This window comes from Pseudomonas putida, assembly GCF_028682475.1.
GTDB classification, from domain to species: Bacteria; Pseudomonadota; Gammaproteobacteria; order Pseudomonadales; family Pseudomonadaceae; genus Aquipseudomonas; species Aquipseudomonas putida_AG.
The window spans coordinates 25285-42701 of sequence record NZ_JANHLE010000009.1; the positions used below are offsets into that span (position 1 = coordinate 25285).

General features: G+C 61.6%; 17 protein-coding genes. 4 read left to right on the forward strand and 13 right to left on the reverse strand.

The genetic code is table 11. The annotated features are described in order from the left end of the window. Positions 1–20 precede the first annotated feature (20 nt). From recO to rpoE, 9 genes are all read right to left on the reverse strand, one after another. Entirely contained in the window at positions 21–704 is a 684-nt protein-coding gene (gene recO / locus NPS47_RS09955; protein WP_274294823.1) for a DNA repair protein RecO, read from the reverse strand. A gap of 57 nt (positions 705–761) precedes the next feature. Continuing rightward, a complete protein-coding gene (era, locus tag NPS47_RS09960) occupies positions 762–1664 on the reverse strand; it encodes a GTPase Era (RefSeq protein WP_038607646.1) in 903 nt (300 codons plus the stop codon). After that, positions 1657–2346 (reverse strand): ribonuclease III, encoded by a 690-nt coding sequence (gene rnc, locus NPS47_RS09965; protein ID WP_028943430.1) that lies wholly within the window; start codon positions 2344–2346, stop codon positions 1657–1659. Before rnc ends, era begins: the two co-directional genes overlap by 8 nt. A 179-nt stretch (positions 2347–2525) precedes the next feature. Further along, positions 2526–3380, reverse strand: coding sequence for a signal peptidase I (gene lepB, locus NPS47_RS09970; RefSeq protein ID WP_274294824.1), 855 nt, complete (start codon positions 3378–3380; stop codon positions 2526–2528). A gap of 9 nt (positions 3381–3389) precedes the next feature. Beyond that, a complete protein-coding gene (gene lepA / locus NPS47_RS09975; protein ID WP_274294825.1) occupies positions 3390–5186 on the reverse strand; it encodes a translation elongation factor 4 in 1797 nt (598 codons plus the stop codon). A gap of 205 nt (positions 5187–5391) precedes the next feature. Next, the gene (locus NPS47_RS09980; RefSeq protein WP_425313493.1) at positions 5392–6774 is read right to left on the reverse strand and encodes a DegQ family serine endoprotease; all 1383 of its coding nucleotides are present in this window, start codon (positions 6772–6774) and stop codon (positions 5392–5394) included. A 221-nt stretch (positions 6775–6995) separates the two neighbouring features. Continuing rightward, positions 6996–7961 carry a MucB/RseB C-terminal domain-containing protein gene (locus tag NPS47_RS09985; protein WP_274294827.1) on the reverse strand — a complete coding sequence of 322 codons (966 nt, stop codon included), beginning with the start codon at positions 7959–7961 and terminating at the stop codon, positions 6996–6998. A gap of 12 nt (positions 7962–7973) precedes the next feature. Further along, positions 7974–8564, reverse strand: coding sequence for an RseA family anti-sigma factor (locus NPS47_RS09990; protein WP_274294828.1), 591 nt, complete (start codon positions 8562–8564; stop codon positions 7974–7976). Positions 8565–8595: 31 nt separating this feature from the next. Then, positions 8596–9177, reverse strand: coding sequence for an RNA polymerase sigma factor RpoE (rpoE, locus tag NPS47_RS09995; protein WP_010220971.1), 582 nt, complete (start codon positions 9175–9177; stop codon positions 8596–8598). 433 nt (positions 9178–9610) lie between these two features. Between rpoE and nadB the strand changes: the two genes are divergently transcribed. Then, complete coding sequence (gene nadB, locus NPS47_RS10000) at positions 9611–11227, forward strand: L-aspartate oxidase (RefSeq protein WP_274294829.1); 1617 nt, start codon at positions 9611–9613, stop codon at positions 11225–11227. Here the strand turns inward: nadB and NPS47_RS10005 are convergent. Together NPS47_RS10005 and NPS47_RS10010 are read right to left on the reverse strand one after the other, a co-directional pair. Continuing rightward, positions 11196–11648, reverse strand: a complete 453-nt coding sequence (locus NPS47_RS10005) for a protein YgfX (RefSeq protein WP_274294830.1) — start codon at positions 11646–11648, stop codon at positions 11196–11198. The two genes, nadB and NPS47_RS10005, sit on opposite strands and share 32 nt — an antisense overlap. Then, complete coding sequence (locus NPS47_RS10010) at positions 11632–11886, reverse strand: succinate dehydrogenase assembly factor 2 (RefSeq protein ID WP_157191351.1); 255 nt, start codon at positions 11884–11886, stop codon at positions 11632–11634. The genes NPS47_RS10005 and NPS47_RS10010 overlap by 17 nt, the downstream gene beginning before the upstream one ends. Positions 11887–12051: 165 nt before the next feature. On the opposite strand from NPS47_RS10010, the gene NPS47_RS10015 reads away from it, so the two are divergent. Next, positions 12052–12993: a YgfZ/GcvT domain-containing protein gene (locus tag NPS47_RS10015; protein WP_274294831.1), complete on the forward strand. Its 942-nt coding sequence runs from the start codon at positions 12052–12054 to the stop codon at positions 12991–12993. A 61-nt stretch (positions 12994–13054) separates the two neighbouring features. Then, positions 13055–13864, forward strand: coding sequence for an HDOD domain-containing protein (locus NPS47_RS10020; protein ID WP_274294832.1), 810 nt, complete (start codon positions 13055–13057; stop codon positions 13862–13864). Here NPS47_RS10020 and NPS47_RS10025 read toward each other — a convergent pair. Together NPS47_RS10025 and NPS47_RS10030 are read right to left on the reverse strand one after the other, a co-directional pair. After that, a complete protein-coding gene (locus NPS47_RS10025; protein ID WP_274294833.1) occupies positions 13861–15240 on the reverse strand; it encodes a sensor histidine kinase in 1380 nt (459 codons plus the stop codon). The genes NPS47_RS10020 and NPS47_RS10025 overlap by 4 nt on opposite strands. After that, the gene (locus NPS47_RS10030; RefSeq protein ID WP_038607596.1) at positions 15233–15904 is read right to left on the reverse strand and encodes a response regulator; all 672 of its coding nucleotides are present in this window, start codon (positions 15902–15904) and stop codon (positions 15233–15235) included. Before NPS47_RS10030 ends, NPS47_RS10025 begins: the two co-directional genes overlap by 8 nt. A gap of 203 nt (positions 15905–16107) precedes the next feature. Between NPS47_RS10030 and NPS47_RS10035 the strand changes: the two genes are divergently transcribed. After that, entirely contained in the window at positions 16108–17397 is a 1290-nt protein-coding gene (locus tag NPS47_RS10035) for an OprD family porin (protein ID WP_274294834.1), read from the forward strand. Positions 17398–17417 lie beyond the last annotated feature (20 nt).

The window sequence follows — 17417 nt, forward strand, 5'->3', positions numbered from 1 at the left end:
CCCGACAGCATACGACGTGCTCAGCGCTTGCGAAACAGTTCCCGACTGACCAATGGCCGTCCACCCAGGTGCACAGCCAGCGCCTGGCGCATCAGGCGCTTGGCCGCACTCAAGGCACCCGGGACATTCCAGTCGGCCTCGGCCATGGCCGCCAGCTCGTCACCACGGAACAAACCGGGCTGCAGCAGGTAAACCCGTTCAAGCCCTGCGTCCACCTGCAGACGGTACAGACCATCGAGCACCAGCGGTTCACCGTTGATGTCCTGGTCCAGGGCAAAGCCGTAGCCCAGTTCATCCAGCAAACGCCATTCAAAGGCCCGCAGCAGCGGTTCCAGCGGCCGTCCGGCAGCCAGCGCCTGCAAGGTGGCCGCGTAGTGCTCAAACACCACCGGATGCGGATCCTCGGCGGGCAACAGGCGAATCAGCAGTTCATTGAGGTACAGACCACTGAACAAGGCATCGCCATTGAGCCAGGCGGCCACGCCGATGCTGTCCAGGCGGCCCACCGTCTTCAGCTCGCCACGACCACGGAATTCGACTTCAAGCGGTACGAACGGCCGCGCCTGGCTGCCACCCTTGCCACGCGCACGGCGCAGCACTGCGCGCAGGCGCCCTTGCGGGGTGAGGAAGTCCACCAGCGCACTGGTTTCACGGTAGGCCCGGCTGTGCAGCACGTAGGCCGGTTGGCCAACTGGCAGTTCCATGAGCAGCGCTTCAGAAGAGGTTCGACCCGACAGCGGACGCTGCCGGGCCTGATGCGATCAGAGGTCGCCGTAGCCCAGCGAACGCAGGGCGCGTTCGTCGTCGGACCAGCCGCCTTTGACCTTGACCCAGAGATTGAGCATGACCTTGGCGTCGAACAGCACTTCCATGTCCTTGCGCGCCTCGGAACCGATACGCTTGATACGCTCACCCTTGTCGCCAATGATGATCTTTTTCTGGCCGTCACGCTCGACCAGGATCAGCGCATGAATGTGCAGGATCTTGCCCTGCTGCTTGAACTCTTCGATTTCCACGGTGATCTGGTACGGCAGCTCGGCACCGAGCTGGCGCATGATCTTTTCGCGTACCAGTTCAGCGGCGAGGAAGCGGCTGCTGCGGTCGGTGATCTGGTCTTCCGGGAAGAAGTGATCATTTTCCGGCAGGTGCTTGGCGATCAGGCCTTCCAGGGCTTCGAGGTTATGTCCCTGCTGCGCGGAGATCGGCACGATTTCGGCGTTTGGCAGTTGCTCCTGCAGCCATTGCAGGTGCGGGATCAGCTCGGCTTTCTCTTCGATCCGGTCGGTCTTGTTGATCGCCAGGATCACCGGGCCCTGCACGTACTGCACACGCTCCAGCACCAGCTGGTCTTCGTCGGTCCACTTGGTACGGTCGACCACGAAGATCACCACGTCGACGTCCTTGAGGGCGGCCGAGGCGGTTTTGTTCATGTAGCGGTTGAGCGCCTTTTCGTTGCTCTTGTGCATACCCGGGGTATCGACGTAGATCGCCTGGATATCACCCTCGGTCTTGATCCCGAGCATGTTGTGCCGGGTGGTCTGCGGCTTGCGCGAGGTGATCGCCAGCTTTTGGCCGAGGATGTGGTTGAGCAGGGTCGATTTGCCGACGTTCGGGCGGCCGACAATGGCGACATAGCCGCAGCGGGTGGTGTTCGTATCAGTCATTGCCATTCTCCACGCCCAGGGCGATCAGTGCTGCGGCGGCCGCGACTTGCTCGGCGATACGCCGGCTAACGCCCTGCCCTCGGCTTTTTTCAGTCAAAAGGGTCACTTCGCATTCGACGAAAAACGTCCGGCAATGGGGTTCACCTTGAATATCCACCACTTCGTAACGCGGCAGCTCGCAGGCCCGCGACTGCAGAAACTCTTGCAGTCGGGTTTTCGGGTCCTTGTTGGTATCGACCAGGGTCAGGCTTTCGAACTCACCGGTCAGCCAGGCCAGCACGCGCTCGCGGGCGGTCTGCATGTCCGAGTCGAGGTAGATCGCGCCGATCAACGCCTCAAGGGCGTCGGCCAGGATCGATTCGCGGCGGAAACCGCCGCTTTTCAGCTCACCGGAGCCCAGGCGCAGGTACTCACCGAGGTCGAAACCACGGGCCAGCACGGCCAGGGTCTCGCCCTTGACCAAGCGCGCGCGCAAGCGCGACAGCTGGCCTTCACGGGCCTGGGGAAAGCGCTCGAACAGCGCTTCGCCAGCGACGAAGTTGAGGATCGCATCGCCGAGAAACTCGAGGCGCTCATTGTTGCGCCCGGCAAAACTGCGGTGCGTCAGCGCCAGCAGCATCAGCTCCTGGTTCTTGAAGGTGTAACCGAGCTGGCGCTCGAGGCGGCTCAAAGAAACGCTCACAGTGTACCCACGCGCAGTTCGTGGTCGATATTCAACGCTTTGTTCAAATCAACATCCTGAAAGACTATGTGGCTCACGCCCATCGGCGTCGGCGGTGCAGGCGGATCGGCAGATCCCTCTGAACACAGCCTATGCCAGAAATGCATTCGGCGCTGTCCCAGGACAGCGCCGTTGTAGTGTTACTGGATCAGACCGACCCGCGACAGGTTCGGGAAGTGGCTGAGTTTGGGCTCCGGCCAGCTCATCCAGACCGCGAAGGCCTTGCCGACGATGTTCTGGTCCGGGACCATGCCATGCAGCGCCTTGGGAATAGCGGGGTCATCCCAGTAACGGCTGTCGTTGGAGTTGTCGCGGTTGTCGCCCATCATGAAGTAATGGCCGGCCGGGACTGTCCATTGCTGGTCAGGCGGCATGCGATAACGGCTCATTTCCTTGCGGATCAGGTGTTCGGCCTCGCCCAGCTTTTCCTTGTACAGCTCAGCGCTGCCCAGGGTGCCCGGTTCGGTGCCTACCAGTTGCTCGGCAATCGGCTTGCCATTGACGAACAGCTTCTTGTCGCTGGTGTAGGCAATCTGGTCGCCCGGCAAGCCAACCACACGTTTGATGTAGTTGACGTTCGGGTCGCTCGGATAGCGGAACACCATCACGTCGCCGCGCTGCGGATCACCGACTTCGATGACCTTTTTGTCGATCACCGGCAAGCGAATGCCATAGGAGAACTTGTTCACAAGGATGAAATCGCCCACTTCCAGGGTCGGCTTCATCGATCCCGAAGGGATCTGGAAAGGTTCGACCAGGAACGAACGCAACACCAGGACGATGAACAGTACCGGGAAGAACGACTTGCCGTACTCAACCAGCAACGGCTCCTTGTTCAACTGCTCGACCACGGCCATTTCGGGCTGGCTGACGCTGCCCTGATAGGTGGCGATCGCCGCACGCCGGCGTGGCGCCAGGAACAGCAGATCAACCAGGGCCAACAGACCGCAGACGGCAACGGCGATGACTAGCAAAAGCGGGAAATTTAGCGACATAGGACCTAATTATTCCAACCTGAGCACGGCGAGGAAGGCTTCTTGTGGAATTTCCACGTTGCCGACCTGTTTCATGCGTTTCTTACCGGCCTTCTGCTTTTCCAACAGCTTGCGCTTACGGCTTACGTCACCACCGTAGCATTTGGCCAGTACGTTCTTTCTGAGCGCCTTGACAGTGGTTCGCGCCACAATCTGCCCGCCAATGGCGGCCTGGATTGCCACATCGAACATCTGCCGAGGAATCAGTTCCTTCATCTTCTCAGTCAACGCGCGGCCCTTATAGTGCGCGTTGTCGCGGTGCACGATCAGCGCCAGGGCGTCGACCTTGTCACCGTTGATCAGTACATCGAGCTTGACCAGGTTGGCCGACTGGTAACGATCGAAATGGTAGTCCAGCGAAGCATAGCCGCGGCTGGTGGACTTCAAGCGGTCGAAGAAGTCCAGTACCACTTCGTTCATCGGCAAGTCGTAGCGCACTTGCACCTGCGAACCGAGGAACTGCATGTCGCGCTGTACGCCACGCTTCTCGATGCACAGGGTAATGACGTTGCCCAGGTGCTCCTGGGGCACAAGGATGGTCGCGGCGACGATCGGCTCGCGGAAGTCCTCTACCGAGGATACGTCCGGCAGCTTCGACGGGTTGTCGACGTAGATCGTCTCGCCGGTCTTGAGTTTGACCTCGAAGATTACACTTGGCGCCGTGGTGATCAGGTCCAGGTCGTATTCGCGCTCCAGGCGCTCCTGGATGATTTCCATGTGCAGCATGCCGAGGAAGCCGCAACGGAAGCCGAAGCCCAGTGCGTCAGAGCTTTCCGGCAGGTACTGCAGCGACGAGTCGTTCAGGGTCAGTTTCTGCAATGCATCACGAAAATCTTCGAAATCATCGGAACTGACGGGGAACAGGCCGGCATAAACCTGCGGCTGGATACGTTTGAAACCTGGCAGCACATCGACTTCAGGGGTGCTGCTCAGGGTCAGGGTGTCACCGACCGGAGCACCATGAATGTCCTTGATGCTGGCGATGATGAAGCCTACTTCACCGGCTTTGAGGTCAGCAGTCTGGGTGTGTTTCGGGGTGAACACACCAACGCTGTCGACCAGGTGGATCTTGCCGGTGGACTTGACCAGGATCTTGTCGCCCTTCTTCACGCGGCCATGACGCACGCGCACCAGGGAGACAACGCCGAGGTAGTTGTCGAACCAGGAGTCGATGATCAGCGCCTGCAGTGGCGCGTCGATGTCACCGGTCGGCGCCGGGATGGTGTGTACCAGACGCTCGAGCACCTCGTCCACGCCCATGCCGCTCTTGGCGCTGCAGGCCACGGCGTCGGTGGCGTCGATGCCGATGATCTTCTCGATCTCGTCCTTGACCTTGTCCGGGTCGGCTTGGGGCAGGTCCATCTTGTTCAGCACCGGCATGACCTCAAGGCCCTGCTCGATGGCGGTGTAGCAGTTGGCGACCGACTGGGCCTCGACGCCCTGGCCGGCATCGACCACCAGCAACGCACCCTCGCACGCCGCCAGCGAACGGCTTACTTCATAGGTGAAGTCGACGTGGCCGGGGGTGTCAATGAAGTTCAGCTGGTAGGTTTTGCCGTCCTGCGCCTTGTAATGCAGGGTGACGCTGTGGGCCTTGATGGTGATACCGCGCTCACGCTCCAGGTCCATGGAATCGAGTACCTGGGCCTCCATCTCACGCGCAGTCAGGCCACCGCACATCTGGATGAAACGGTCCGCCAGGGTCGACTTGCCATGGTCAATGTGGGCGATGATGGAGAAATTGCGGATATGACTCAAATCACTCACGGGTCAACACTCAAAAAGGCTGCGGGCCGGACGCCCACCGAAAAATAGCCGGGAATTGTACCTGAAGCGTGACGTTGGCGTCACGTGAACTATGGGTAGAGGGTTGCGGGAAATATCTTCATTACACCCCAGCCTCCCACAGATTCTGCAGTGCAGCACCCACAAAAAAGGGCAGCCACGGCTGCCCTTCCCTGTTCAACCCAGCTTATTCAGCCAGTTTGAAGGTGATGAAGCTGGCGCGCCCCTGACGCAGCACGCGCATCGACACCGAACGGTTCTTCGGCAATTCCTTGGCAATTTCGGTGAACTGCTTGGCCGAAAGAATCGCCTGGTTGTTCAAGTGGCTGATGACATCACCCGGACGCAGGCCGATCAGGGCTGCCGGACCGTCCTGAACTTCCTTGATGACCACGCCGCCCTTAAGCTCCAGGGTCTTCTTCTGTTCAGCGCTCAGGTCGGCCACCGAGACACCCAGACGATTGCTGCTGCGCTCGACGCCGCCGTTGGCATTGGCGACGATTTCAGCGTCGTCGTCAGGCAGCGCACCGACAGTGACATCCAGACTCTGGCGCTTGCCGTTGCGGATGATGTCCAGCTTGGCGGTAGCACCGTCTTTCAGGCTACCGACCAGGTGCGGCAGGTCGGCGGACATGACGATCGGCTGACCGTTCATGCTCAGGATCACGTCACCCACCTGCAGGCCACCCTTGGCTGCCGGACCGTCTTCCAGGACCTGGGCCACCAGGGCGCCGGCCGGCTTGTCCAGACCGAAGGATTCAGCCAGGTCCTTGTTGACCTCCTGAATCACCACACCCAGCCAGCCGCGGCTGACCTTGCCGTCTTTCTTCAACTGATTGGAGACATCCAGCGCCACATCGATCGGGATCGCGAACGACAGGCCCATGAAGCCACCGGAGCGGGTGAAGATCTGCGAGTTGATCCCCACTACTTCACCGTTCATGTTGAACAGCGGGCCGCCGGAGTTACCTGGGTTGATCGCCACGTCGGTCTGGATGAACGGCACATAGGTATCGTTCGGCAAGGTACGCCCCTTGGCGCTGACGATACCTTTGGTCACCGAATGGTCGAAGCCGAACGGCGAACCGATGGCCAGCACCCACTCGCCGACCTTGAGTTTCTCGGAATCACCCAGTTTGACCGTCGGCAAGTTCTTGCCGTCGACCTTGAGCAGTGCCACGTCGGTGCGCGGATCGGTGCCGACCAACTTGGCCTGCAATTCGCTGCGATCAGACAGACGGACGATAATCTCGTCAGCGTCAGCGACCACATGGTTGTTGGTCAGGACGTAACCGTCGCTGGAAATGATGAAGCCCGAACCCAGCGATTGCGCTTCACGCTGACGGTCGCCACGCGGCGAGCGCGGCTGCTGCGGCATGTTGCGCTCGAAGAACTCGCGAAACATCGGCGGCAGGCCTTCAAGGTCAGGCATCTGGCCGGTCGCATAGCGGCGATCCGGCAGTTTCTGCTTGGTACTGATGTTCACCACCGCAGGCGAGGCTTGCTCGACCAGCGTGGTGAAATCCGGCAGGGCTTCGGCCTGGGCAGCGGTGGCCACCTGACCGAGCATGAGCACGGCGGCGAACAACGATAGGTAGGTTTTCAAGCGTGGTATTGACATACGGCTCCCGTCACATCGAGCGTGGTTAGCAGTAGGGCCCTGCAGAAGCAGGAAAGGCCAGACCCCGAAAGGACTGACCTATAGAAAAATTCTGGGATTTTTGCAAACTGCAAAGCTTGCCAATCATGTCAGTCAAGTCATCCTCGACCGTTCAGCGCTGTGCCTGCTGTTCATTTTTGCGCCTGGGCATCCTGAGACCGCATCGACAAGGCAATCCGCTCGGCGGTACCAATCGGGATTTCGCCGACTACGGTAATCATCATTTCACCCTTGGGCGTGGTCAGGCGACGCGAGACCGCCACCGTCGGCCCCAACTGCGTGCGGATATCCGCCGCCGAGCCGCCGTCCAGGGCTTCGACAAACACCGAAAAACGCGCCAGGCCATCATCGAACATCAGGCGGTTGACCGTGTTCTTGCCTTGCGGGTCTTTGCCAGTCGAGCTGTCAACCAGCTCAAAGCCTGGTGGTAACCAGTCCGAACGCCAGCCGGTGACCGGCTGTGCAGCCCGGGCAGCAACTGCAGTGACCGGCTTGCATTGCTCGCCAGCCTGCAGATCAGCATCGCTCGGCGCCTCTCGGGTATCCAGGCGGGTGAACTGGAAGCGCTCGAGCAAACGCCCCTTGTCATCGAGCATCAATGACTTCAGCGGCAGACCGGTCTCGCGATCCAGGTGCAGTTCAAAGGCATAACGATGCTGATCCCGCGGGGTCAGGGTAACGATAACCGCAGCACGGTCCGCCACCCGGGACTTGCCGGCGACCCCAAGGTCGTACCAGCTCATCAATTTCAGAGGATCAAGTACTCGCGCAGTAGATTCCGGGGTGCTGCTCACACCCGAGACCAAGGCTCCGCTTACGCACTGGGTACGCCCATCGACACGCACGACTTCCTGGGCCGAGCCATCGAGCTGAAGCAAGCGCTCGCTGACCTTGCCGTCCTGGACACGATGCCAGATATCGTGGGTGGAGAAGCTGCCGTTACGCTCGTAAACGAAAGTACCCTGATAACTCTGCTGTTGCTCGGCCTGCGCCAGCTTCTTGAGCCAGTCGCCCGCCTCCGGTGAGGAGTTGGCCGCATGGGCCGGCAATGTCAGCCAGCCACTCAGCAACAGCGGAATGAGAGGTAGCGCGCGCATGATCCTCCTTACTTAACGGTTTTCCAGGCTGGCCGCGCGGGCATAAGGCAGAGCGCTCTCGGTACCTTTGAGGGCTGCTTCCTGAGCATGCTGGCGCAGATAGCCGGGCAGACGCTGGTCGTGCCAGCCGGATTGCCCTTGCAGCACGCCATTGGCCATCGGGCCTGGCTGCTCTGCATTCTCACTATAGCCTGCCAGCACCGCAGGGCCCTGAACTTGAGGCACGATCACACCTTGCTGGACCGGTTGCTGGGCAGCCAGCTGGGCACCACTGATCTCGTCCTGGTTGTACAGGCGCACACCCGCCAGCACGGCGACAGTCACCGAGGCAGCCACGGCCAGACGACCCAGGCTGCGCCAAGGCCCACGGTTGACCTTGACTGGCGCGGCTTCGTCAGCCAGCGCGGCAGACACGGCGGCGGCGATATCCAGTTGTGGCAGCACCAGTTCCTTGTGCATGGCCGCACGGGCGACCTGATAACGCGACCAGGTGGCGCGGGTTTCGGCATCATCGACGGCGTTCAACACCCGACGTAATTCCAGTTCGTCCGCTTCGTTATCCATCACCGCGGACAGCGATTCCTGCAAAGCTTCACGACTCATGGCGGTTCCTCTCTTGGCTGTCGCCGCTGTCTCAGGTTTCCTGCAACAACGGCTGCAGGGCTTTGTCTATGGCCTCCCGAGCGCGGAAGATTCGAGAGCGCACGGTACCCACCGGACACTGCATGACACTCGCAATGTCCTCGTAACTCAGACCATCGAATTCACGTAAAGTTAACGCCGTACGCAAATCTTCTGGCAGTTGCTGAATGGTCCGATGGACGGTGCCTTCGATCTCATCTCGCAACAACGCACGTTCGGGGGACTCCAGATCCTTGAGGCCATGATCGCCGTCGTAAAATTCCGCATCCTCGGAACTCACATCGCTGTCCGGTGGCCGCCGACCGCGGGACACCAGATAGTTCTTTGCCGTGTTGATGGCAATGCGGTACAGCCAGGTGTAGAAAGCACTGTCTCCGCGAAAATTACCAAGCGCCCGGTAAGCTTTGATGAAAGCTTCCTGCGCCACATCCTGGGCTTCATGGGTGTCGTGTACAAAACGCACGATCAACCCGAGAATCTTGTGCTGGTACTTCAGCACCAACAGATCGAACGCTCGCCTGTCGCCACGCTGCACGCGCTCGACAAGCTGCTGATCCTCTTCCTGGGTTAGCATGAACACTCCTCAGTGAACGTGAAGGAGCGTTGCGAGAAGCATCGTTCAGGCTTGCAACCATAGACTCGGGCTTTTCGCAAAAGTTCTCCCCTCCAAGCAAGTTTCCTGCGGCCCTTGGTCGGCTCGCACGAAAAACGCAGCGCGGTCACGGCCGGCTGCGTCGATAATCGGGTCTCGAATACGCCGACAGCACCTTGATTATGGGCTACTGACAGGCGTCGCTGCGGCATTGTGGCGTGCAGGCAACCTTCTATGGATATCCACACAGCATGGAAAGTTCCCATAGCAAGCACCCGGACGCTGCAAGCGCCATTGGAAATCAGGGCCTTGGGGCTGCTATAAAGGCAGCCGGTCCAGATTCACGATAGTTTCACAATGCCATAAGCGCCTGACTATTGTGCCGATCCCCCCCTTCAGATACTAGTGTCCTGACATGAGCCAACAACTCCAACATGATGTCCTCGTGATCGGCAGCGGCGCCGCCGGTCTGAGCCTGGCGCTGAACCTCCCCGGCCATCTGCGCATTGCCGTGCTGAGCAAGGGTGACCTCGCCAACGGTTCGACCTTCTGGGCCCAGGGCGGGGTCGCCGCAGTTCTCGATGACACCGACACGGTGCAGTCCCACGTCGAGGACACCCTCAACGCTGGTGGCGGCCTGTGCCACGAAGACGCCGTGCGCTTCACCGTCGAGCACAGCCGCGAGTCGATCCAGTGGCTGATCGACCAGGGCGTACCGTTTACCCGCGACGAACACGCCAGCGTCGACGACGGCGGTTTTGAGTTTCACCTGACCCGCGAAGGCGGTCACAGCCATCGGCGCATCATTCATGCTGCCGATGCCACGGGCGCGGCGATTTTCACTACGTTGCTGGCTCAAGCCCGCCAGCGACCGAACATCGAGCTGCTGGAGCAGCGGGTCGCTGTTGACCTGATCACCGAGCGGCGCCTGGGCCTGGACGGTGATCGCTGCCTGGGTGCTTACGTACTCAACCGCAATACCGGCGAAGTCGATACCTATGGCGCGCGCTTCACCGTGCTCGCCACCGGCGGCGCCGCCAAGGTCTACCTGTACACCAGCAACCCCGACGGTGCCTGCGGCGATGGCATTGCCATGGCCTGGCGTGCGGGCTGCCGGGTGGCCAACCTGGAATTCAACCAGTTCCACCCTACCTGCCTGTACCACCCGCAAGCCAAGAGCTTCCTGATTACCGAGGCGTTGCGTGGTGAAGGCGCCTTGCTGCGACTGCCCAACGGCGAGCGCTTCATGCCGCGCTTCGACCCGCGCGAAGAACTGGCGCCGCGCGATATCGTCGCCCGCGCCATCGACCACGAAATGAAGCGTCTGGGTGTGGACTGTGTGTACCTGGACATCAGCCACAAATCGGAAGACTTCATCAAGAACCACTTCCCCACCATGTATGAACGCTGCCTGACATTCGGCATCGACATCACCCGCCAGCCGATCCCGGTGGTGCCTGCCGCTCACTACACCTGTGGTGGCGTCATGGTCGACGACTGCGGCCACACTGACGTGCCCGGCCTCTACGCGATTGGCGAAACCAGCTTCACCGGCCTGCATGGCGCCAACCGCATGGCCAGCAATTCGTTGCTCGAATGCTTCGTCTATGGCCGCGCCGCCGCCACTGACATCGAAGCGCAGCTGGACCAGGTGAGCATGCCACGTGACCTGCCCTGCTGGGATGCCAGCCAGGTTACCGACTCGGACGAAGACGTGATCATTGCGCACAACTGGGACGAACTGCGGCGATTCATGTGGGACTACGTGGGGATCGTGCGCACCAACAAGCGCCTGCAACGTGCCGAACACCGGGTGCGCCTGTTGCTCGACGAGATCGACGAGTTCTACAGCAACTACAAGGTCAGCCGCGACCTGATCGAACTGCGCAACCTGGCCCAGGTGGCCGAGCTGATGATCCGCTGCGCCATGCAACGCAAGGAAAGCCGGGGCCTGCACTACACCCTGGATTACCCGGGCATGCTCGCCGAAGCCCGCGACACTATTCTGCAGCCGCCCACCTACGCCGACTGAACTTCAGGCGCACGCGCAGGCGCCGGTGTTGCACCGGCTCCAGCGCGTCATGGGCGATACACAGACCTTCACTCCAGTAGCGCCCCGACCGGCGGTAACGCAGCACGATCAGGCCCGGCAAGGCCAGGCTGTCCGGGCGCAGTTGCGCCGGCTGCCAACCCTGGGCATGACTGAACAGCTGCCAGCCATCACGATCACGACGCAAACCGCTGATAGCCTGGGGATGGCTGAGCAGAATGCGCCGGGGAATCATCCAGCCCGCATGCAGCAGGCACAGGACCACGCCAGACAGCCGCAACCACCCGGGAAGCTGCAGCAGGCTCAGCGCCAGCAAGGCCAGCAGCCAGCTGAGCAGATAGGCCACCAGCAGGCTTTTTGAGCCCTGCCAGTGGCACTCGAACCGCTCACTTGGGCTGGACACGGTCCAGAATGATGCGAACCATACGCTGCAGCTCCGGGTCTTCGGATTCGCTGCGCTCCATGAACCAGCCGAACATGTCCTGGTCTTCGCAGCCCAGCAGGCGCCAGTACAGCTCACGATCTTCCTGACTCAAGGTCGGGTAGACGTCCTGGCTGAAAGGCACCAGCAGCACGTCCAGCTCGAGCATGCCGCGGCGGCTATGCCAAAAGAGCCGATTGAGTTCAATTTGTTCGACCATGGAGCCCTCCTAAAATAGGCCGCCAGTATACAGAGCCAGCGCCTGCGGGACACGAGACGTTGGTCCGGACATGTGAGCAAATAATGACAGAGGGGCGCGCTCAACTACCTATTTTGCCAACGGCGCTCTATCATGGCCCTCAGTCTTACTACCCTGCGATATCCCATGGCCGATTCCGCTTTTTTCTGCACCCTCTCCCACGAAGGCGTCCTCGCCGTCCGCGGCTCGGACGCCGGCAAGTTCCTGCAAGGCCAACTGACCTGCAACCTCAACTACCTGAGCGACAGCACCAGCAGCCTCGGCGCGCGTTGCATGGTCAAGGGCCGCATGCAGTCGAGCTTTCGCATCCTGCCTGAAGGCGATGGTTTCCTCCTGGCCATGACCCGCGAGTTGCTGGAAGCGCAACTGGCCGACCTGAAGAAATACGCGGTGTTCTCCAAGGCCAAGCTGACGGATGACAGCGATGCCTGGGTCCGCTTTGGTTTGCAGGCAGGTGACGCAGCGCTGCAGGCACTGGGCCTTGAGGTACCGGGCCAGATTGACGCGCTAACGCGCCACGACGGGTTGATCGCCGTCGCCGTGTCGGCAGGTCGCATCGAACTCTGGGTGCCCGCCGAACAGGCAGAACGTGTGCAGGCGCAACTGGCCGGGACGCTGCCGGAAGCCGGGCTTAACGACTGGCTGCTCGGGCAGATCCGCGCGGGCATTGGTCAGGTCATGGCCCAGACCCGTGAGCTGTTCATCCCGCAGATGATCAACCTGCAGGCCGTGGGTGGCGTCAGCTTCAAGAAAGGCTGCTACACCGGTCAGGAAATCGTCGCCCGCATGCAGTACCTGGGCAAGCTCAAGCGCCGCCAGTACCGTGTGGCCCTGGCGAGCGAAAGCCTGCCTGAGCCGGGTACCGAGATCTTCTCGCCGACCCATAACTCTTCGGTCGGTGAAGTCGTCCTGGCAGCCCGCAGCGCCACCGGCAGCGAACTGCTGGCAGTACTGACCGCCGATGCCGTGGAAGACAACAATCTGCACCTGGGAAGCCTCGAGGGCCCGCGCCTGGAACTGCTGTCGCTGCCTTACGAACTGGACCGCGACCGCGAAATCCAGCGCTGAGCCAGCCCTGCCCCGGCGCATCGGACGCCGGGGCCCTATTGAATTGCTGTAGAGAACCGCGATGAACAAGCTGGCCGAGATGGTCCAGGCCCAGTTACTGGCCGCCATCAAAAACGATGACCTGGTGCTGCCGACCTTGCCGGAGGTTGCCTTGAGCATCCGCGAGGCCGCGGAAGACACCGAGATCAGCGTCAGCGCCCTGAGCAAGGTCATCGGCCGTGACGCCGCCCTGTCGGCACGCCTGATCAAGGTGGTGAACAGCCCGCTGCTGCGTGCCACGGTCGAGGTCACCGACCTGCAGACCGCGATCACCCGCCTTGGCATCAACTACAGCTGCAACCTGGCCGTCGGCCTGGTGATCGAGCAGATCTTCCACGCCCGCTCCGAGGTGGTGGAAAAGAAAATGCGTGAAATCTGGGCAACCAGCCTGGAAGTCGCCGGCATCAGCTATGAATTGTGCTTGCGCTACACCCAGCTCAAGCCGGACCAGGCTGCCCTCGCCGGCCTGGTTCACCAGATTGGCGTGTTGCCGATCCTGATCTATGCCGAAGAGCACAACGAGCTGCTCTCCGACCCGGTGTGCCTGAACTATGTGATCGACCAGATCCATCCGGTACTGGGTGACAAGATCCTCACCAGCTGGGAGTTTCCCGAGCAACTGGTCAGGCTGCCTGGACAGGTCCTGGACCTGGACCGCGGCAGCGACCGGGTCGACTACGTCGATATCGTCCAGATCGCTCGGGCCCTGAGCCCGGCCATCGGCAAGTCGCGGCCACTGGCGGCGCTACCCGCCTACCGCCACCTCGGGCTGCCGACCGGCACCGAACTGGTGGCCAGCGATCTGCTCTATGCCCGCTCGATGTTTCGTTAATCGACGGTAAAACTGACCCGCACTTTCAAGCCGCCACGCTCGCCGTCGTGAAGACTGATCTGCGCCAGGTGCGCGCGGCAGATCTCGCCGACGATCGCCAGGCCCAGGCCGGTGCCTTGAGCGCTGCGTCGATAAAAGCGCTCGAACACCCGTTCACGTTCGTTTTCAGGAATCCCCGGGCCATCGTCTTCGACTTCCAGCACCCCTGGCGCATAGACCCGCAAGATCACGTTGCCGCCTTGGGGCGTATGGGCCAAGGCGTTATCCACCAGATTACTGAGCAGCTCATTGAGCAAGGTCGGCTCGCCACGTACATGTACAGGCACTTCGGCCTCCAGCGCCAATGCCACACCGCGGGCATAGGCCAGCGGCGCCATGGCCATGCCCAGTTCGCGCGCCAATTGACTGAGGTCGAGCGACTGTGCGCCGCCTTCGGCAATCGCTCGTGCACCGTTTTCCACCCGCGCCAGCGATAGCAACTGGTTGGCCAGGTGAGTCAGCCGGTCGGTGCCCTGGGCCGCAGACTCCAGGGTGTCGCGCCAGACCTGCGGTTCATTCGAACGCAAGCCCAGTTCGACCCTGGCCTTGAGCGCCGCCAGCGGCGTGCGCAGCTCATGGGCGGCCTCGGCGATGAACTGCGCCTGACGCTCGAACTGGCCACGCAGACGCTCGGTGAAATGGTTCAAGGCACGCACCAGCGGGGTCAACTCACGCTGCACCTCGACCAGCGGCAAGGCCCGCAGGTCGTCGGGCTGACGTTCTTCCACGGCAGTGCGCAAGCGCTCCAGCGGCCGCAAGGCAGCACTCACCGCAAACCACACCAACATCAGCGCGCCGAGCGCCAGCATGCCCAGACGCAACAGGGTATCGGCCATCAGGCTGCGGGCCATGCGCACTCGCGCCTCTTCGGTTTCGGCCACGCGGATCTCGGCCATGCCGTTCATGTTCGGTTCGGTGACGGCCTTGAGCAAGCTGACCACACGCACATCCTGCCCCAGGTAACGCGCATTGTAGAAGCGCGCCAACGCCGGGTAATCATCGGTGCGCGGCGTGCCCGGCGGTGGCGCGGGCAGGTTTTCGTAGCCGGAGATCAGGCGCTGATGAATGTCATTGACCTGGTAGTAGATGCGTCCGGCGCTGTCGTAGGCAAAGGTATCCAGCGCCACATAGGGCACGTCGGCGCTGAGGGTGCCGTCACGCTGGGACAAGCCTGCGGCAATGGTTCGTGCCGAAGCCAGCAGGGTGCGATCGTAGGCAGTGTCGGCCGCTTCGCGACCATTCCAGTAGGCACTCAGGCCGCTGGCCAGCATCAGCACCACCAGCAGCAAGGCCAGGTTCCACAGCAGCCGCCCGCGCAGGCTGACGCTGTCACGCATCGCGATGCTCGAGCAGGTAGCCGAGCCCCCGGAAGGTGACGATGGCCACGGCATGGCCATCGAGCTTCTTGCGCAGGCGATGGATATAGATCTCGATGGCATCGGCGCTGGCCTCTTCATCGAGGCCGAAGACCTGAGCGGCCAGTTGCTCCTTGCTCATCACCCGCCCCGGGCGAGCAATCAGGGCTTCAAGCACAGCCTGTTCGCGCGAGGTCAACGTCAGCAGTTCGTCCCCGAGGGTGAAACGCCGGGTATCGAGGTCGTACACCAGCGGGCCGCAGCGCTGCTGACGCTCGCCACCGAGCACGCTGCGGCGCAACAGGGCTTTGACCCGCGCCTCAAGCTCGGTCAGTTCGAACGGCTTGGCCAGGTAGTCATCGGCCCCCAGGTTCAGGCCGTGAACCCGGTCTTTGACGTCACTGCGGGCAGTCAGCATCAGCACCGGCACGGTTTTGCCACGGGCGCGCAGGCGCGCCAGGACTTCGAAGCCGTCCATGCGCGGCAGGCCGACATCGAGCACCGCCACGGCATATTCCTCACTGGCCAGGGCCAGGTCGGCGGCCACGCCATCGTGCAGCACATCCACGGTCAGGCCGGTACTTTTCAGGGCCTGGGCCACGCTTTCAGCCAGCTGCAGATGGTCTTCGACGAGCAGTACACGCATCGTTCTCTCCCCGGTTGCGTCGCGGTCAATGGCGCGGAGTGTACAGCCGACAGCGCACCTGTGAAGCCTTCGCAACAACGAAAAACAGTTGAAAGGTTAGCGAAAGGTTCAGCCCCTAGCATCCCCTCACGGCTCACTCTGCTTGCCGTATAACCGAACATTGACGTTCGAATTAATAAGAACAAAAACGGAGTCACTTGACGATGCTGTCCATGCAGCCACAGGCGCACGCGCCTATCCGCCGTTTACCCTCCCGCCAGACCGCAGTTGCCAGCGCCCTCGCCCTTGCCGGCGTCACACCGCTGAGCCAGGCCGCCTTCTTCGATGACAGCAAGGCGACCTTCGAAACCCGCAACATGTACTTCAACCGCGACTTTCGCGACGGCACCAGCGCCCAGCAGTCCAAGCGTGACGAGTGGGCCCAGGGTTTCATGCTCAACTTCGAGTCCGGTTACACCGACGGTACCGTAGGTTTCGGCCTCGATGCCCTGGGGATGCTCGGTATCAAGCTCGACTCCAGCCCTGATCGTACCGGCAGCGGCCTGCTGCCTACCCACGATAACGGCCGCGCCGCCGACGAGTACTCCAAGCTCGGCCTGACCGGCAAGGTAAAGATCTCGGCCACCGAACTGAAAGTCGGCACGCTGATGCCGGAACTGCCGACCCTGCAGCCCAACGACGGTCGCATCCTGCCGCAGACCTTCGAAGGCGGCCTGCTGACGTCCGGCGAAATCAAGAACCTGACGTTCACCGGCGGACGCCTGGAAAAAGCCAAGGACCGCGACAGTACCGACAACCAGGACATCGCTCTCAACAACAAGAACAGCCGCTTTCTCGGCACCGTGGCCGGCAACCATTTCGACATGGCTGGCCTGGACTACAAGTTCACCGACAGGATCACCGGCAGCTACCACTGGGCGCAGCTCGATGATGTCTATCGCCAGCACTTTGTCGGCATGCTCGCCACCCAGCCCTGGGGCCCGGGCACCTTCGGCGCCGACCTGCGCATGGCGTTCAGCGATGACCAGGGCCAGGCCCGTGGCGGCAACATCGACAACACTGCCCTCAACGGCATGCTCAGCTACAGCCTCATCGGTCACAAATTCAGCGCCGGTTACCAGCACCTGTCGGGCGACACCGCGTTCCCTTACGTCGACGGTGCCGACCCGTACCTGGTCAACTTCGTGCAGATCAACGACTTCGCCGGCGCCGACGAGCGCTCCTGGCAGGCTCGCTACGACTATGACTTCGCCAAGCTGGGGGTTCCCGGCCTGACCTTCATGACCCGCTACATCAGCGGCGATAATGTCAGCCTCGCCGATGGCGGTGAAGGCAAGGAGTGGGAGCGCAATACCGAGTTCAAATATGTGGTGCAAAGTGGCGCCCTGAAAAACGTCGCCGTGCGCCTGCGTAACGCCACCTTCCGTTCGAACTTTGCCCGCGATGCGGACGAGGTGCGGCTGCTGGTGAGTTACAGCCTTGCATTGTGGTAATCCCCGATAACAATAATGCT

What these genes read in the sequence shown, in the direction of transcription:
- NPS47_RS10010 (WP_157191351.1), bottom strand. Translation starts at nt 11,886, where the DNA reads ATGGTCGAACAAATTGAACTCAATCGGCTCTTTTGGCATAGCCGCCGC.
- NPS47_RS09985 (WP_274294827.1), bottom strand. Translation starts at nt 7,961, where the DNA reads ATGCGCGCGCTACCTCTCATTCCGCTGTTGCTGAGTGGCTGGCTGACA.
- NPS47_RS10015 (WP_274294831.1), top strand. Translation starts at nt 12,052, where the DNA reads ATGGCCGATTCCGCTTTTTTCTGCACCCTCTCCCACGAAGGCGTCCTC.
- nadB (WP_274294829.1), top strand. Translation starts at nt 9,611, where the DNA reads ATGAGCCAACAACTCCAACATGATGTCCTCGTGATCGGCAGCGGCGCC.
- NPS47_RS09980 (WP_425313493.1), bottom strand. Translation starts at nt 6,774, where the DNA reads ATGCTCGGTCAGGTGGCCACCGCTGCCCAGGCCGAAGCCCTGCCGGAT.
- NPS47_RS10035 (WP_274294834.1), top strand. Translation starts at nt 16,108, where the DNA reads ATGCTGTCCATGCAGCCACAGGCGCACGCGCCTATCCGCCGTTTACCC.
- era (WP_038607646.1), bottom strand. Translation starts at nt 1,664, where the DNA reads ATGACTGATACGAACACCACCCGCTGCGGCTATGTCGCCATTGTCGGC.
- NPS47_RS10025 (WP_274294833.1), bottom strand. Translation starts at nt 15,240, where the DNA reads ATGCGTGACAGCGTCAGCCTGCGCGGGCGGCTGCTGTGGAACCTGGCC.
- NPS47_RS09990 (WP_274294828.1), bottom strand. Translation starts at nt 8,564, where the DNA reads ATGAGTCGTGAAGCTTTGCAGGAATCGCTGTCCGCGGTGATGGATAAC.
- rpoE (WP_010220971.1), bottom strand. Translation starts at nt 9,177, where the DNA reads ATGCTAACCCAGGAAGAGGATCAGCAGCTTGTCGAGCGCGTGCAGCGT.
- NPS47_RS10030 (WP_038607596.1), bottom strand. Translation starts at nt 15,904, where the DNA reads ATGCGTGTACTGCTCGTCGAAGACCATCTGCAGCTGGCTGAAAGCGTG.
- lepB (WP_274294824.1), bottom strand. Translation starts at nt 3,380, where the DNA reads ATGTCGCTAAATTTCCCGCTTTTGCTAGTCATCGCCGTTGCCGTCTGC.
- NPS47_RS10020 (WP_274294832.1), top strand. Translation starts at nt 13,055, where the DNA reads ATGAACAAGCTGGCCGAGATGGTCCAGGCCCAGTTACTGGCCGCCATC.
- recO (WP_274294823.1), bottom strand. Translation starts at nt 704, where the DNA reads ATGGAACTGCCAGTTGGCCAACCGGCCTACGTGCTGCACAGCCGGGCC.